This window comes from Streptomyces sp. NPDC007095, from assembly GCF_040634475.1.
Classification (GTDB): domain Bacteria; phylum Actinomycetota; class Actinomycetes; order Streptomycetales; family Streptomycetaceae; genus Streptomyces.
Genome location: NZ_JBEYFS010000087.1, coordinates 13,453 through 26,019, shown reverse-complemented (window position 1 = coordinate 26,019; position 12,567 = coordinate 13,453). Strand labels below are relative to the sequence as shown.

11 protein-coding genes are annotated in these 12,567 nt (G+C 71.2%); 10 read left to right on the top strand and 1 reads right to left on the bottom strand.

Annotation, left to right across the window (positions count from 1 at the left end):
• Positions 1-73: 73 nt before the first annotated feature.
• Positions 74-616 (bottom strand): hypothetical protein, encoded by a 543-nt coding sequence (locus tag ABZ656_RS27600; RefSeq protein WP_101406272.1) that lies wholly within the window; start codon positions 614-616, stop codon positions 74-76.
• A 353-nt stretch (positions 617-969) separates the two neighbouring features.
• Between ABZ656_RS27600 and fmt the strand changes: the two genes are divergently transcribed.
• The 10 genes from fmt to ABZ656_RS27550 all read left to right on the top strand — a co-directional run bounded on the left by fmt (position 970) and on the right by ABZ656_RS27550 (position 12,559).
• On the top strand, positions 970-1,902 hold the full coding sequence (fmt, locus tag ABZ656_RS27595; RefSeq protein ID WP_101406273.1) for a methionyl-tRNA formyltransferase: 933 nt from the start codon (positions 970-972) through the stop codon (positions 1,900-1,902).
• A 437-nt stretch (positions 1,903-2,339) separates the two neighbouring features.
• Entirely contained in the window at positions 2,340-3,782 is a 1,443-nt protein-coding gene (locus ABZ656_RS27590; RefSeq protein WP_101406274.1) for a transcription antitermination factor NusB, read from the top strand.
• A gap of 176 nt (positions 3,783-3,958) precedes the next feature.
• Positions 3,959-5,449, top strand: a complete 1,491-nt coding sequence (locus ABZ656_RS27585) for an NAD(P)/FAD-dependent oxidoreductase (RefSeq protein ID WP_360271145.1) — start codon at positions 3,959-3,961, stop codon at positions 5,447-5,449.
• Between the two features lie 92 nt (positions 5,450-5,541).
• Entirely contained in the window at positions 5,542-6,369 is an 828-nt protein-coding gene (locus ABZ656_RS27580) for an alpha/beta hydrolase (protein ID WP_101406275.1), read from the top strand.
• Between the two features lie 169 nt (positions 6,370-6,538).
• Positions 6,539-7,225, top strand: a complete 687-nt coding sequence (gene rpe / locus ABZ656_RS27575) for a ribulose-phosphate 3-epimerase (protein WP_101406276.1) — start codon at positions 6,539-6,541, stop codon at positions 7,223-7,225.
• A gap of 78 nt (positions 7,226-7,303) precedes the next feature.
• Positions 7,304-8,347 carry a sugar-binding domain-containing protein gene (locus ABZ656_RS27570; protein ID WP_101406277.1) on the top strand — a complete coding sequence of 348 codons (1,044 nt, stop codon included), beginning with the start codon at positions 7,304-7,306 and terminating at the stop codon, positions 8,345-8,347.
• A 68-nt stretch (positions 8,348-8,415) separates the two neighbouring features.
• Positions 8,416-8,853 (top strand): ribonuclease domain-containing protein, encoded by a 438-nt coding sequence (locus tag ABZ656_RS27565; RefSeq protein ID WP_360271155.1) that lies wholly within the window; start codon positions 8,416-8,418, stop codon positions 8,851-8,853.
• Positions 8,850-9,236 (top strand): barstar family protein, encoded by a 387-nt coding sequence (locus tag ABZ656_RS27560; protein ID WP_101406278.1) that lies wholly within the window; start codon positions 8,850-8,852, stop codon positions 9,234-9,236. Before ABZ656_RS27565 ends, ABZ656_RS27560 begins: the two co-directional genes overlap by 4 nt.
• A gap of 107 nt (positions 9,237-9,343) precedes the next feature.
• A complete protein-coding gene (locus tag ABZ656_RS27555; protein ID WP_180362766.1) occupies positions 9,344-10,786 on the top strand; it encodes a GuaB1 family IMP dehydrogenase-related protein in 1,443 nt (480 codons plus the stop codon).
• A 306-nt stretch (positions 10,787-11,092) separates the two neighbouring features.
• A complete protein-coding gene (locus tag ABZ656_RS27550) occupies positions 11,093-12,559 on the top strand; it encodes an amino acid permease (protein ID WP_360271142.1) in 1,467 nt (488 codons plus the stop codon).
• Positions 12,560-12,567 lie beyond the last annotated feature (8 nt).

Here is a 12,567-nt window from a genome sequence, read left to right as displayed (position 1 = left end):
CCCCCGTCCGAGCCGCCCCGACCTGGGCCGCCTCCCGGCTTCGACGGTACCGGGAGGCAGGCGAGAGGTGGGGTCAGCCGTTGCGGGGGCCCGGGAACGCCGTGGGCCTGACCTCGTCGCGGAGGGTGGGGCTGCCCGCGGTCGGCTGGGTCGGCATGGAGCGGGCGGCGGGGACCGTCGGCACCGTGGGGATGCCCGTGTTGACGGCGACCGTGCGGGTGCCCGAGGTGTCCGTGGAGCGCTCGGCCTCGGCGGCGGCCTGCGCGGCGGCGCGGCGGGCGCCGTAACGGCGGTGCACCGCCTGCTTGGTGACCCCTAGGGCGGAGCCCACCGCGTCCCAGGAGAAGCCGAGCGAACGGTCGAAGTCCACGGCGGCCGTGACCAGGGTCTCGACGCTGTCCCGCAGCTCCTGGGCGAGACGGACGGTCGGGGCGGGGGCGCGTCCGTAGACGACGAAGCCCGCGGAGGGGCCGGAGCGGCGCGGGCGGTAGACGTTGCCCAGTTGGGCGGTGAGCGTGCGCAGTGCGTCCACCTGCCGGCGGACCCGCTCGATGTCCCGCACCAGCAAGTGCAGGCTGGCCCGAGCCTGGGCGTCGTGGGTTGCGTGGTCGGCCATGAACAAGCCTCTCGAACCGGCGTTGAAAAGGATCGGGCCGCGATCGCGGCCCGTTGTGGTCAACTCTCTCTTGACCAACGCGTTTGCGGGTGAGTGGTCACGCTGCGGGGGCGTAGGGGCATATGCACAGGGCGCGTCCGGGGGCGTACGCCCCCGGAGCGCCGTTGTCTCGCCTCGGTCTTCGGTGCCTGTTCGTGTGTTCACATGTTCGCGTGTTCGAGGTGTTGCCCGTCAAACCCCCGAGCCGCCGAGCCGTCGCGCCGCATAGACTGGTGCGCTGCCCCGTACCCCGTCCGGACCGGCGGGTGTGCAGGGCCCTGAAGCGTTCCCGCCCGAGAGGCCAGCCGCCACCCATGAAGCTCGTCTTCGCAGGTACCCCCGAGGTCGCCGTTCCCGCACTGGACGCCTTGATCGCCTCCGGGCGGCACGAGGTGGCCGCCGTGGTCACGCGGCCCGACGCGCCCGCCGGCCGGGGACGGCGGCTTGTCGCGAGTCCGGTCGCCGAACGGGCGGAGGAGGCCGGCATCGAGGTGCTGAAGCCGGTCAAGCCGCGGGACGAGGACTTTCTGGCCCGGCTGAGGGAGATCGGACCCGACGCCTGTCCCGTGGTGGCGTACGGGGCGCTGCTGCCGCGGGTCGCCCTCGACGTGCCCGCGCACGGGTGGGTCAATCTGCACTTCTCCCTGCTGCCCGCCTGGCGCGGCGCCGCCCCCGTGCAGCACGCGATCATGGCGGGGGACGAGATCACCGGGGCCTCCACCTTCCTCATCGAGGAGGGGCTCGATTCGGGGCCGGTGTACGGGACCGTCACCGAGGAGGTCCGGCGCACCGACACCAGCGGGGACCTGCTCACCCGGCTCGCCTTCGCCGGGGCCGGCCTGCTCGTCGCGACCATGGACGGCATCGAGGACGGCACCCTGAAGGCCGTCCCGCAGCCTGCCGACGGCATCACCCTGGCACCGAAGATCACCGTCGAGAACGCCCATGTCGACTGGTCCGCACCGGCGCTGCGCGTCGACCGGATGGTGCGCGGGTGCACGCCCGCGCCCGGCGCCTGGACCGCCTTCCGCGGCGAGCGGCTCAAGCTCATCCACGCCACGCCCGTGCCCGAGCGCACCGACCTCGCCCCGGGCGAACTGTCCGTCGGCAAGAACAACGTGTACGCCGGGACCGGCTCGTACGCCGTGGAACTGCTCTGGGTCCAGGCGCAGGGCAAGAAGCCGATGCGCGCGGCCGACTGGGCGCGCGGGGTGCGCATCGCCTCCGGGGAGCGGCTCGGGGCCTGACACACGGTCGTACGGTGACGGCCCGCACCTCCTCCGTCGCACAACTCCCCTGGTAGCGCGGGAGCTTGACGCACCGTCCCGTCCCGGGCGAGCCGGCCGTCGAGGGCACGCCGCGCCCGCTCGCGCCGGGTGTCCAGCGGCGCGCCTGCCGCGTCGTCCAGGAGGCCCTCGCCGACGTCCTCAAGCACGCCGGACGGGCGCACGCGCGTGTGGCACTCGGTTACGGGCAGCACGAGTCGACGGTCTTTCGTCACGGACGGCGGGGAGGGGCTGATTCCGGACACGGGCACGGGCACCGGGCACGGCGCTCGGCGCACGGGCACCGGGCACGGCGCTCGGCCTGGACAGCCGGGCACACGCGGGCCGTCAGGCCGGCGACGTCCGTCCGGAAGTAGGCTGGAGGGGTCGAACCATCCAGGATCCGGAGCACCTTTTTCGTGAGTGAGCAGTCCCGTGGGCCGCGCAAGCCCGGCAAGCCCTATCGCCGCCCCCAGAAGGACCCGGTCCGCATGCTCGCCTTCGAGGCGCTGCGGGCCGTGGACGAGCGCGACGCGTACGCGAACCTCGTCCTGCCGCCGCTGCTGCGCAAGGCGCGCGAGAAGGAGGGACCGGAAAAGTTCGACGGGCGGGACGCGGCGCTGGCCACCGAGCTGGTGTACGGGACGCTGCGCCGGCAGGGGACGTACGACGCGGTCATCGCGGCCTGTGTGGACCGGCCGCTGCGAGAAGTCGACCCGCCCGTGCTCGATGTGCTCAGCCTCGGCGTGCACCAGCTGCTCGGGACGCGCATCCCGACGCACGCCGCCGTGTCCGCCTCCGTCGAACTCGCCCGCGTCGTACTCGGCGACGGGCGGGCCAAGTTCGTGAACGCCGTGCTGCGCAAGGTCGCCCGGCAGGATCTCGACGCCTGGCTGGAGCAGGTCGCGCCGCCCTACGACGAGGACCCCGAGGACCACCTCGCCGTCGTGCACTCGCACCCGCGCTGGGTCGTCTCGGCGCTGTGGGACTCGCTGGGCGGCGGCCGTGCCGGGATCGAGGACCTGCTCGAGGCCGACAACGAGCGGCCCGAGGTGACGCTCGTGGCCCGGCCCGGGCGCTCCACCGCCGACGAACTCCTCGGCGTCCTCGGGGAGGAGTCCGCGCTGCCGGGGCGCTGGTCGCCGTACGCCGTGCGGCTCAGCGAGGGCGGCGAGCCCGGTGCCATCGACGCCGTACGGGAGGGACGTGCGGGCGTCCAGGACGAGGGCAGCCAGCTGGTGGCGCTCGCTCTCGCGAACGCGCCGCTCGACGGCCGGGACAAGGCGTGGCTGGACGGCTGCGCGGGCCCCGGCGGCAAGGCCGCCATGCTCGCCGGACTGGCCGCCGAGCGCGGCGCCGCGCTGCTCGCCTCGGAGAAGCAGCCGCACCGGGCGGGCCTGGTGGCGAAGGCGCTCGCGGGCAATCCCGGCCCCTACCAGGTCATCGCCGCCGACGGCACTCGTCCGCCGTGGCTGCCCGGCACCTTCGACCGGGTGCTCATGGACGTGCCCTGCACGGGCCTTGGTGCCCTGCGTCGCCGTCCCGAGGCCCGCTGGCGGCGCCGTCCCGAGGACCTGGACGGCTTCGCGCCCCTCCAGCGCGGGCTGTTGCGCACGGCGCTGGACTCCGTGCGGGTCGGTGGCGTCGTCGGGTACGCGACCTGCTCGCCGCACCTCGCCGAGACCCGCGCGGTCGTGGACGACGTCCTCAAGCACTACGAGACAGGCTCCGCCGAACTCCTCGACGCCCGCCCGCTGCTGCCTGGCGTACCGGCGCTGGGCGACGGCCCCGACGTACAGCTGTGGCCACATCTGCACGGTACGGACGCCATGTATCTGGCGCTGATCCGCCGGACGGCGTGACCTCTCCCAGCGCCAAGAACAGCCCGAAGGCGTACCCTTTCTCGTATTCGGAGAAAAGGCAGAAGCGGAGTAGGACGACGAGTGATGACCCTCGTCCGAGCGCAATACGAGAGCCATCGCCGAATCCTCCGAGTTCACCATTCTCGTATCTGAGGGCGTGAATGATGGCAGCGCGTGTGGATCCCGATCGTTCCGAATGGGACGTCATCGTCCTGGGCGGCGCCGCGGCCGGGGAGAACGCGGCACAGTACGCTACGCAGTTCTCCGGTCTGGACGCGGTGCTGGTCGAGGCGGAGTTGGTGGGCGGCGAGTGCTCGTACTGGGCCTGCATGCCCAGCAAGGCCCTGTTGCGTCCGGCCGAGGTGCTGGGCGGCGCACGGCATGTGCCGGGTGTGTCCTCGCTGTTGAGCGGGCGCGAGCTGGACGTGCGGGCGGTCCTGGCCCGCCGGGACACCGTCGTGAACGGCCTCGACGACTCCTCGCAGATCGACTGGGCGCTCGGCGTCGGCATCGACGTGGTGCGCGGGTACGGGCGGCTCACCGGGGAGCGCTCGGTGGCGGTGGAGACGGCGGCCGGCGGCACCCGTGTGCTGACCGCACGACACGCGGTGGTGATCGACACGGGCTCCTGCACCACCATGCCGACGATCCCCGGCATGATCGAGGCACGTCCGTGGACGTCCCGCGACGTCACCAATCTGCGCGAGGTGCCACGCCGGGTCGTCGTGCTGGGCGGTGGGGTGGTCGCGTGCGAGGCGGCGACCTGGCTGAGGGCGCTGGGCGTCGAGGAGCTGAGCGTCGTGTACCGGCGCACCGGCCTGCTGGCCCGGTCGGAACCCTTCGCCGGGCGCATGGTGGGTGACCAGTTGACGGCCGCGGGGGTGCGGTTGCTTCCCGGCAGGTCGATCACCGAGGTGCGGCGCGACGATCCCCATGACCCGGGGGTCGGGCTGCCGCACGGCGGCGAGGTCACCGTCCGGCTGGACGACGGGAGCACGCTCGTCGCCGACGAACTGGTGCTCGCCACCGGCCGTACGCCGAACACCCAGGACATCGGCCTGTCGTCGGTGGGATGCGCCGACGGCGGCTTTCTGGAGGTCGACGACGAGCAGGCCGTGCGGGCGGTGGACGGGCACTGGCTGTACGCGGTCGGTGATGTCTGCGGACGTGCGCTGCTGACCCACATGGGCAAGTACCAGGCGCGGATCGCCGGTGAGGTGATCGCCGCCCGTGCCACGCGAGGGCCGGCGGCCGCAGCGGAGCCCGGCGAGCAGGGCTCCGCCGACGGACATCGGGGCAGCCCGCAGGTGACCTTCACCGACCCGGAGGTCGGATCGGCCGGCATGACCGAGCGGGAGGCGCGCGCGGCGGGACTCGACGTGGCGACGGTCGAGTACGACATGGCCGCGCTGGCAGGCACGTACGTGATGCGCGAGGACTACCTCGGGCGCGCCAAACTGGTCATCGACCGTGGTACCGACACGGTGGTGGGCGCGACGTTCGTCGGCTCGGGCGTCGCGGAACTCGTCCACTCCGCCACGACGGCCATTGTCGCGAGAGTGCCGCTTTCCGTGCTGTGGCATGTCGTGCCCAGCTACCCCACCGCGAGTGAGGTGTGGCTCCGTCTGCTGGAGGCGTACCGCGCGGAAAAGCGGCGCGTCGGGTAGCGTGAAATTTCCGTCATGCATTTCAGCCGATCAGTGATATCGCATGTGACTCGCAGAGATCTCGCAGGTAACTCGATCGAAAGAAATATGCCATGCCTTTCATTTCCACGAAGGATGACACGGAGATCTATTACAAGGACTGGGGTACGGGGCAGCCGGTCGTGTTCAGCCATGGCTGGCCGCTGAATGCCGACGCCTGGGACCCTCAGGTCCGCATGATGGCCGAAAACGGCTTCCGTGCGATCGCGCACGACCGTCGCGGCCACGGACGCTCGGGTCAGCCGTGGGACGGAAACGACCTGGACACGTACGCGGACGACCTGGCGCAGTTGATCGAGGCGCTCGATCTGCGCGACGTCATCCTGGTCGGCCACTCCACCGGTGGCGGTGAGGTGACGCGCTACATCGGACGCCACGGCACCGGACGGGTGGCCAAGGCCGTCCTCCTCAGCGCGATCCCCCCGCTGATGCTCAAGACGGAAGCGAACCCCGAGGGGCTGCCGTTGGAGGTCTTCGACGAGATCCGCAAGGGCGTCGCGACCGACCGCTCGCAGTTCTACGAGGACCTCAGCGCGCCCTTCTACGGTGCCAACCGGCCCGGGTCGCAGGTGTCCCAGGGCACGCGGGACGCGTTCTGGCTGTGGTCCCTGCAGGTGGGGATCAAGGGCTCGTACGACTGCGTCAAGGCGTTCTCCGAGACCGACCTCACCGAGGACCTGAAGCGGTTCGACGTCCCCACGCTGATCGCGCACGGCGACGACGACCAGATCGTGCCCATCGTCGCCGCAGCGGAGAAGTCCTCGAAAATCGTCAAGGACGCCACGCTGAAGGTGTACCCGGGTGCCCCGCACGGTCTGTCGATGGTCGCCCCGTTCAAGGACGTCTTCGACGCCGACCTGCTGGCCTTCGCCCGCGGCTGATCGACCGGGCGGCACCCCGACCGTGCGGGGCGCGACATCCGCGCAACGGTCCCGGCGCCGCCCCGGTGCCGCTCGGACACGGCGCGGGTACGGCGCAGGTATGTCTCAGGTACGGTCCAGGAGCCGGACCGAGGAGAGCAACCGGCCCGGGGCATGGCAGGCTTGGGGCATGGCCGTGCAGATCAACCCCAGCATTCTGTCCGCGGACTTCGCCCGTCTTGCCGAGGAGGCACAGGCGGTGGAGGGCGCGGACTGGCTCCATGTCGACGTCATGGACAACCATTTCGTTCCGAATCTCACGCTCGGTGTGCCGGTCGTAGAGTCCCTGGCCCGTGCGACGGACACGCCGCTGGACTGCCATCTGATGATCGCGGACCCCGATCGGTGGGCGCCCCAGTACGTGGAAGCGGGAGCCGGTTCCGTCACCTTCCACGCCGAGGCGGCCGCCGCGCCGGTGCGGCTCGCCCGCGAGATCCGGGCCAAGGGCGCCCGCGCCTCCATGGCGCTCAAGCCCGCGACCCCCATCGAGCCGTACGAGGACCTGCTTCCCGAGCTCGACATGCTGCTGATCATGACGGTCGAGCCCGGTTTCGGCGGCCAGGCGTTCCTGGACATCATGCTGCCGAAGATCCGCCGTACCCGAGAGCTGATCAGCAAGCACGGCCTCGAGCTGTGGCTTCAGGTCGACGGCGGGGTGTCGGCGTCCACCATCGAGCGGTGCGCGGAGGCGGGCGCGGACGTCTTCGTCGCCGGTTCGGCCGTGTACGGGGCCGCGGATCCGGCCCAGGCGGTACGTGCATTGCGCACCCAGGCCCAGGGTGCGACGGCCCATGCGGCGTGGGCGTGCGACCACTGACCAAAGGGAACGTGAACGCCGCCCATCTGGGCTGATCAAGTACGCCGGATCTGCGAGGATGAACGGCGAATCCAGAGTGTGAACAGCAGTGAGGAGATCGCCGTGTCGGGTATGTCGGCGGGCCGGTCAGCCATGCGGATGGGACCCGCTGAGCTGGTGCAGGCGGCGGCCATGGCCCGCCGCTTCTACCTCGAGGGCAAATCCAAGATCCAGATCGCCGAGGAGTTCGGCGTCAGCCGCTTCAAGGTGGCCCGGGTCCTGGAGACCGCTCTCGAACGGGATCTCGTGCGGATCGAGATCCGGGTGCCCGCCGAGCTGGACGCGGAGCGCTCCGACGCGCTGCGCGCCCGCTACGGCCTGCGCCACGCCGTCGTGGTCGAGTCCCCGGCGGATGCCGAGGAGTCGCCCGACCCCGAGAACCTCGGCGAAGTCGCTGCCGACCTGCTCGGTGAGCTGGTCAACGAGGGCGATGTGCTGGGCCTGGCCTGGGGCCGCTCCACCATCCACATGGCGGCGGCGCTCGACCGGCTCCCGCCGTGCACGGTGGTGCAGCTGACGGGCGTGTACGACGCCGGGACGGCGGAGCGCGGGTCGGTGGAGGCGGTACGGCGCGCCGCGCAGGTGTCGGGCGGCGACGCCCACCCCATCTACGCGCCGATGCTGCTGCCGGACGCTGCCACCGCGGCCGCGCTGCGCAGCCAGACGGGGATCGCCCGCGCCTTCGAGTACTTCGACAAGGTCACGGTCGCCTGCGTGTCGATCGGCTCCTGGGAGCCCGGCATCTCGACGGTGCACGACATGCTCACCGAGGAGGAGCGCGCCCACTACGCCACTCTCGGTGTCGCCGCAGAGATGTCCGCGCACCTCTTCGACGCCGAGGGACGACGGGTCGGCCGTGACCTGGGCGAGCGGTGCATCACCGTCGAGGCCGACCGGCTGCGGCGCATCCCCGAGGTCGTGGCGATCGCGGGCGGACAGCGCAAGGCCGCCGCCATCGACGCGGTGCTGCGGTCCGGGCTCGTCACCAGCCTGGTGACGGACACGTCCGCCGCGGACTACCTGATGACAGCGGGCCAGACCCCCCGCCCCGCCCTCAACCGGGCGGATCCGGACGGGCCGTGACCCGTCAGGGGGCGCTTCGGGGTATCGGCGCGCCACGTGGAGGGACGCGTGGCAGCATCGGCGGCATGGTGGTGGTGCGGTGGGTGCCCCGGGCGCTCGTAGGGCTTTTTCTGTGTTTCGGCGTGCTCCTGACGGGCTGCTCCTCGACGGAGCCGGCCGGTACCGGGGCGGGTGCGGTCACGGGAGCCCCGTCGGCGGCTCGGTCGGCGGTACCGTCCTGGGTCCACGGGATGGGGACCGTCGACGCGGCCGGGCTTCCCGCCGAGGCTCGTACGACGCTCGCCCTCATCGACAAGGGTGGCCCCTTCCCGTACGCCAGGGACGGCATCGTCTTCGGGAACTTCGAGGGCATGCTGCCCAAGCACCAGCGCGGCTACTACCACGAGTACACGGTCAAAACGCCCGGCGCACATGATCGGGGAGCCCGTCGCATTGTCACCGGGCAGGGCGGTGAGATCTACTACACCGATGATCACTACAAGTCGTTCAGGGCGGTGCTGAGATGACGGACGGCCCGTTGGCGGAGGTGTTCCGTGCGGCGCGCGCGGTCGGATGGCAGGTCAGCGTGCTCGATCTCACCGGAGTCTCGGACAAGGCGGCCTTCATGGAACGCTGCGTCCGCGCCCTCGACCTGCCCGAATGGTTCGGCCGGAACTGGGACGCCCTCGCGGACTGCCTGGGCGACCCCGACTGGGGGCCCGCCAGCCCGGGCCGCGTCATCCTGGTGAACGGCTGGCGGCACTACGCCAAGGCCCGCCCCGACGAGTGGGAGACCGCCCAGGAGGTGCTGGAATCGGCCGCCGGGCACTACGAGGAGCACGACGCCACGCTGTCGGTCGTCCTCGCCCTTGGAGGATCCGACCAACTGCCCCCTGACCAGCCTGGATGATCTGTGCGGGCATCACATTCAGGTCGCCATGGGACAATGAAGTACGTGCTCTTCCCCCTGGCTGACCTGTCCGGGGGCCACCTCTGATCGACTGGGATGTGCAGCACGTGCGTTTCCTCAACGACATCCAGCCTCCGTACGACCTGACGTACGACGACGTCTTCATGGTGCCCAGCCGCTCCGCGGTCGGCTCCCGGCAGGGCGTGGACCTCAGTGCCCCGGACGGCACGGGCACCACGATCCCCCTGGTCGTCGCCAACATGACCGCGATCGCGGGCCGCCGGATGGCCGAGACCGTCGCCCGCCGCGGTGGTCTCGTGGTCATCCCGCAGGACATTCCGATCGAGGTCGTCACCGAGGTCGTCTCCTGGGTCAAGGGACGCCACCTGGTGCTCGACACCCCCATCGTCCTGGCCCCCCACCAGACCGTCGCCGACGCACTGGCGCTGCTGCCCAAGCGCGCCCACAACGCGGGCGTCGTCGTCGACGAGGACGGCCGCCCGATCGGCGTGGTCACCGACGCCGACCTCACCGGCGTGGACCGGTTCACGCAGCTGGCCGAGGTCATGTCCCGGGACCTGCTGCTCCTCGACGCCGACATCGAGCCGCGCGAGGCGTTCAACAAGCTGGACGGCGCCAACCGCCGCTACGCCCCCGCCGTGGACGCCGAGGGCAAGCTCACCGGCATCCTCACCCGCAAGGGCGCCCTGCGCGCCACGCTCTACACCCCGGCCACCGACGCCGACGGCAAGCTGCGTATCGCGGCCGCCGTGGGCATCAACGGCGATGTCGCGGGCAAGGCCAAGCAGCTCCTCGACGCGGGCGTCGACACGCTCGTCATCGACACCGCGCACGGCCACCAGGAGTCGATGATCAGCGCGATCAGGACCGTGCGCGCGCTCGACCCGCAGGTCCCGATCGTCGCGGGCAACATCGTCGCCGCCGAGGGCGTCAAGGACCTCATCGACGCGGGCGCGGACATCATCAAGGTCGGCGTCGGCCCCGGCGCCATGTGCACCACCCGCATGATGACCGGCGTCGGCCGGCCACAGTTCTCGGCCGTCCTCGAGTGCGCCGCCGAGGCGAAGAAGTACGGCAAGCACGTGTGGGCCGACGGCGGCGTCCGCCACCCGCGCGACGTGGCCATGGCACTGGCCGCGGGCGCGTCCAACGTCATGGTCGGTTCCTGGTTCGCGGGGACGTACGAGTCCCCGGGCGACCTCCAGCAGGACGCCAGCGGGCGCCTGTACAAGGAGTCGTTCGGCATGGCGTCCGCACGCGCGGTCCGCAACCGTACGAGCGAGGGGTCGGCGTACGACCGCGCCCGCAAGGCCCTCTTCGAGGAGGGCATCTCCACCTCGCGGATGTTCCTCGACCCGGGCCGCCCCGGCGTCGAGGACCTGATCGACTCGATCATCGCGGGCGTTCGCTCCTCCTGCACCTACGCGGGTGCGGGCTCCCTGGAGGAGTTCGCCGAGAACGCGATCGTCGGCATCCAGAGCGCGGCCGGCTATGCGGAGGGCAAGCCCCTGCACGCCAGCTGGAGCTGACCCGTTCCACCGTCGTACGGCCCCCGTGGTGCGCCCACGGGGGCCGTCGGCGTACCTGCCGCGGATCGCCGTGCGGGGGCGTGCGCAACCATCGAAAGGCCCCGCGCAACGAACACGCGCCGAGGTGCGATGAACGCAACGATCTTGCGGAGATGCGCAAGGTTGCTGCATTACGCCCGTGAAGCCCGGGCTCATAGGGTCAAGCGCTGTACATGGCGTGGCGGGGACCCCGCTCGGTGGGTCCCTGCTGCCAGGGGTGCCGCCGGTCCCCGCCGTATCGACCGGCAGCGATGAAGGAGCCACCGCGTGCTCGATCAAGGCGCACCCCCGCAGTCCCGCACAGAACCCGCCGCACCGTCCCCGGGTGTCGGCGCGCGCCTCATGCGCCGCAAGCCCGTGGAACGCCTGGTGGCCGAGGGCGGCCAGGGCGAGGGAGGCTCGCTCAGGCGCTCCCTCGGGCTGTGGCAGCTCACCATGATCAGCATCGGTGCCACCCTCGGCACCGGCATCTTCGTGGTCCTCGGCGAGGCCGTCCCCAAGGCCGGACCCGCGGTCACCCTCTCCTTCGTGATCGCCGGCCTCACGGCGCTCTTCTCGGCCCTCTCGTACGCCGAGCTGGCCGGCACCATCCCGGTCGCCGGCTCCTCGTACTCGTATGCGTACGCAACGATGGGTGAGCTGATCGCCTGGATCTGCGGCTGGTGTCTGGTCCTGGAGTACGGCGTGTCGGTGGCCGCCGTCGCGGTCGGCTGGGGCGAGTACCTCAACGAACTGCTCGACGGCACGATCGGCGTCACCATCCCGGACGCGCTCTCCGCACCTCCCGGCGACGGCGGCATCTTCAACCTGCCCGCCCTGATCGTCGTGATGCTCGCCATGGCCTTCCTGCTCGGCGGCGCCAAGGAGTCCGCACGCGCCAATACGATCATGGTGGCCGTGAAGATCGTCGCGCTGCTGCTGTTCTGCGCGATCGGCATCCAGGGCTTCAAGTCCGGTAACTACGAGCACTTCATGCCGCTCGGCATGGCGGGCGTCAGCGCCGCCGGCGCCACGCTGTTCTTCTCGTACATCGGCTTCGACGCCGCCTCCACCGCAGGTGAGGAGGCCAGGAACCCGCAGCGCGACCTGCCCCGCGCGATCATGCTCTCGCTGGTCGTCGTGACGGCGCTGTACGTCGTCGTCGCGGCCGTCGCCGTCGGCGCGAAGCCCTGGCGGAAGTTCAACGACTCGGAGGCAGCGCTCGCCGAGATCATGAAGAACGTCACCGGGCAGACCTTCTGGGGCACGCTGCTCGCCGCCGGTGCCGTCATCGCCATCGCCAGCGTCGTCCTGACCGTGCTCTACGGCCAGACCCGCATCCTGTTCGCGATGTCCCGAGACGGGCTCGTGCCCAAGGTGTTCTCGCGCGTCCACCCGAAGACCGGCGCGCCTCGCGCCAACACCGTGATCGTCTCGCTGTTCTGCGGTGTCCTCGCCGCCGCGATCCCGCTCGGCCAGCTCGCCGACGCCACCAGCATCGGCACCCTCTTCGCCTTCGCGCTGGTCAATGTGGCCGTCGTGGTGCTGCGCCGGACGCGACCGGAGATGCGGCGCACCTTCCGGGTGCCGCTGGCGCCGGTGCTGCCCGCGATCGGCTTCGCCCTGTGCGTGTGGATGATGGGCAGCCTTTCGGCCGTCACCTGGGTGGTCTTCGGAGTCTGGATGGCCGTCGGGCTCGTGTTCTACTTCAGTTACGGCTACCGCCGCTCCCGTCTCGCGCCATCAGAAAAGTGAAACACCCG

Excerpts from the sequence above, each read along its gene's own strand:
- fmt (WP_101406273.1), top strand. The coding sequence starts at position 970 with ATGAAGCTCGTCTTCGCAGGTACCCCCGAGGTCGCCGTTCCCGCACTG.
- rpe (WP_101406276.1), top strand. The coding sequence starts at position 6,539 with ATGGCCGTGCAGATCAACCCCAGCATTCTGTCCGCGGACTTCGCCCGT.
- ABZ656_RS27560 (WP_101406278.1), top strand. The coding sequence starts at position 8,850 with ATGACGGACGGCCCGTTGGCGGAGGTGTTCCGTGCGGCGCGCGCGGTC.
- ABZ656_RS27600 (WP_101406272.1), bottom strand. The coding sequence starts at position 616 with ATGGCCGACCACGCAACCCACGACGCCCAGGCTCGGGCCAGCCTGCAC.
- ABZ656_RS27580 (WP_101406275.1), top strand. The coding sequence starts at position 5,542 with ATGCCTTTCATTTCCACGAAGGATGACACGGAGATCTATTACAAGGAC.